The organism is Bartonella senegalensis OS02 (assembly GCF_000312545.1).
GTDB classification, from domain to species: domain Bacteria; phylum Pseudomonadota; class Alphaproteobacteria; order Rhizobiales; family Rhizobiaceae; genus Bartonella; species Bartonella senegalensis.
Genome location: NZ_HE997540.1, coordinates 1,069,114 through 1,071,864 on the forward strand (window position 1 = coordinate 1,069,114; position 2,751 = coordinate 1,071,864).

3 protein-coding genes are annotated in these 2,751 nt (G+C 41.1%); all 3 read left to right on the forward strand.

Annotated elements, in window-relative coordinates:
• Positions 1-1,189: 1,189 nt before the first annotated feature.
• The 3 genes from infA to yacG all read left to right on the forward strand — a co-directional run bounded on the left by infA (position 1,190) and on the right by yacG (position 2,715).
• Positions 1,190-1,408: a translation initiation factor IF-1 gene (gene infA, locus BN200_RS04305; protein ID WP_019221270.1), complete on the forward strand. Its 219-nt coding sequence runs from the start codon at positions 1,190-1,192 to the stop codon at positions 1,406-1,408.
• A 276-nt stretch (positions 1,409-1,684) separates the two neighbouring features.
• Positions 1,685-2,383 carry a Maf family nucleotide pyrophosphatase gene (locus BN200_RS04310; protein ID WP_019221272.1) on the forward strand — a complete coding sequence of 233 codons (699 nt, stop codon included), beginning with the start codon at positions 1,685-1,687 and terminating at the stop codon, positions 2,381-2,383.
• A 26-nt stretch (positions 2,384-2,409) separates the two neighbouring features.
• On the forward strand, positions 2,410-2,715 hold the full coding sequence (gene yacG, locus BN200_RS04315; RefSeq protein ID WP_034988952.1) for a DNA gyrase inhibitor YacG: 306 nt from the start codon (positions 2,410-2,412) through the stop codon (positions 2,713-2,715).
• Positions 2,716-2,751: the final 36 nt, after the last annotated feature.

The window sequence follows — 2,751 nt, forward strand, 5'->3', positions numbered from 1 at the left end:
GGTGTGTTTTTTTCGATGGAGGTATTTCCGGTAGAGTTGGATGCCGGTAGAGAAGTTTCTTAATTTATAAACAGTTTTGCAAAAATGCAGAGTTGAACAACATATGAAAATTTACTTTTCTTGTTTTGCAACGAAGAAAAATAGGGCTTGGCAAAATTAAATCGTGAGATTGGTTTTTTGGGTGAGGGAATTGTGAGCGACAATTTGCCTATAAACTGAGAGCAGTCTAGAAAAAAAGAAGTAGATGAGTGGAATGAGAGGAGAACATTTTCTGTGTTTTTCTTTTCTGTGATGTGTGCTTCAAATGGATTTTAACGCTGTTTTTATCACAAGTTTATTTTACTGTTTTTTGTATAATCGTAAAAACGATAAAGCGTAAATCTTTAAAAAATAGAAGGATTGGCTGTGATCTGTGTCCTTACAAATCTGCTGTAAAGATGGAAAAAAGAGTGCCTTGGAGGGTGTGCTGTTTGAAAAGTGCGTGAAGAGTGGGGTGAAGGGGGAGGCGGTGTGGTTGTTTCTGCTGTGATTGGATGCCGGTGGTGAGGAGAGAGTATATTGGGTGATGCGTGAAAAGTGGGGTGAAGAAGTACGCTGAAGGGCGGAAGAGCCGTTGTTGCTTGGAGTTTTGTGGATTGGGTATTGGTGAGACGGTTTTTGGGGTTTTGTGTCCAATGGGAAGAGAGGTGGTTGGAGGCTGTAGTGGAGAGCAAAGCGCAGAGCTGCATGAGAAAAAAAGCCGGAAAGGATGGGGGTGTGGAGGATGAAGTGATTTTATGATGAAATTATTGGTTTGAGAGATTGGAGAAAGAGTGGTTGCCAATGGGGCGTGATGGCGATGGGGAGAGCAGAATGGAGAGAAGCAGCAAAAAGAGGCGGCTGAAGAGTGTGCTAAACGAGGAGGTCGCTAAGGTACGATGTCGATGGGAGAGAGACAAGAAGAAAAGGAATGGAATGCAGCGTAGTCCGCTTTAAAAAAGGCTCGAGAGTTCTCTCTCAACCTATCCAAAAAGACATGGACAGAGATTTCTTAAAGCTTTTTGAAAGCGTCAGAGAACAAATACAAAAAGAAAAACCTGCTCTTTTTGTTGAATTTTTGTTCACAAAACCAAGAAAATAAGATATGAACGCTGAAAAATAATGTGCTACTCAAAAACGCACCGACTTTCTATAAAGGAAATGATTGTTTATGTCAAAAGAAGAAGTTTTGGAATTTTCTGGTATCGTAACTGAACTCTTACCTAATGCTATGTTTCGTGTAAAACTGGAAAATGATCATGAAATTATTGCTCATACCGCTGGAAGAATGCGAAAAAATCGTATTCGTGTGTTAACTGGTGATAAAATCATGGTCGAAATGACCCCATATGATCTGACAAAAGGCCGTATTATATATCGCTATAAATAGTTCATCTGTAAAAAGGGAAAACAGTGTGTATGATCTGCATCCTCACAGATCTGCGTAAAGATGAACAAAGGATGCTTGGGAGGATGAGCTGTGCGCTTTGGTTGTCATCTTTCTCTAAAGAAAGAATGTTCCTAAAAGCCTTTATCTTGCTTCTAAGAGCGAAAAATGAAAAAGGCGAAAATTAAAACCATCTTGGAATGCGTTATATAAGTGAGTAAAGAATATCAGTAGTACACGCATAAGCTGATCGTTTAAAATTATTCTGAGGGGGTAGCAATGGGCGTCATAAGAAAAACTTTCTTGGAAAAATCTTGTTTGGGAGAAAACTCTTTGGAGAAAATCCAGTTGGTGCTCGCTTCTGCTTCACCACGTCGCTTGGCTCTTTTAGCACAAATTGGTCTTGATCCCGATCAGGTTTACGCAACCAATATCGATGAAACAGCAAAATTAAGAGAACATCCCGCAAATCTTGCAAAACGTTTGGCAAAGGAAAAAGCTCTTAAGGCGCAAGAAACTTTCCTATGGCGTAGGCAACAGAACCAAGAAGAGGCATCAGTACAGAAAATGGTCATCTTGGCTGCTGATACTGTGGTTGCTGTTGGGCGGACTATTCTTCCCTCACCAGAAAGCGAGGACGAGGCTTATGAATGTTTGCGCTTCCTTTCTGGACGTGCCCATAAGGTCTATGGTGCTGTTTGTGCGCTCAATGAACGCGGAAAAATAACCGTAAAGTTGGTCGAAAGTCGTGTGCGTTTTAGACGGTTGACCTCTGCTTTGATGGAAGCTTATCTCCATTCTGGAGAATGGCAGGGAAAAGCCGGTGGATACGCTATTCAGGGTAAAGCTGGTGCTTTTGTTGTTTATATCGCTGGCTCTTACTCTAATGTGGTGGGCTTGCCTTTGGCTGAAACAATGGATCTTCTCACAGCTTATCACTATCCAATTCTTCCTTATTGGAATGGAAAAATGCATTGAGAAAAACGGATTGATTGGCAAAACCAATGAAACAGAATAAAAAACCAATAAAAGGGGGGGAGAAAAATCAACAAGAAAAAGCAGAACAAACATTAAGTAAGGTGTGCGAGCAGGTAAAAAAAACGCACCAAATGCAATCAGAGCCAAATTCAACACAAACAGATGTTTCCTTAATCCGTCCTGCGCATCCTTGCCCAATTTGTGGTCAGATGGCGCAACAAAACGCTTATCCTTTCTGTTCAACACGATGCCGAGCGATTGATCTTAACCGATGGCTTTCGGGCTCTTATATCTTGCCACCCCCGCCGCAAAAAACTGACGAAGAAGAGTAAAAAGATTTCTATAGTTTTTAAAAACGTTGAACATCC

What these genes read in the sequence shown, in the direction of transcription:
- BN200_RS04310 (WP_019221272.1), top strand. Translation starts at nt 1,685, where the DNA reads ATGGGCGTCATAAGAAAAACTTTCTTGGAAAAATCTTGTTTGGGAGAA.
- yacG (WP_034988952.1), top strand. Translation starts at nt 2,410, where the DNA reads ATGAAACAGAATAAAAAACCAATAAAAGGGGGGGAGAAAAATCAACAA.
- infA (WP_019221270.1), top strand. Translation starts at nt 1,190, where the DNA reads ATGTCAAAAGAAGAAGTTTTGGAATTTTCTGGTATCGTAACTGAACTC.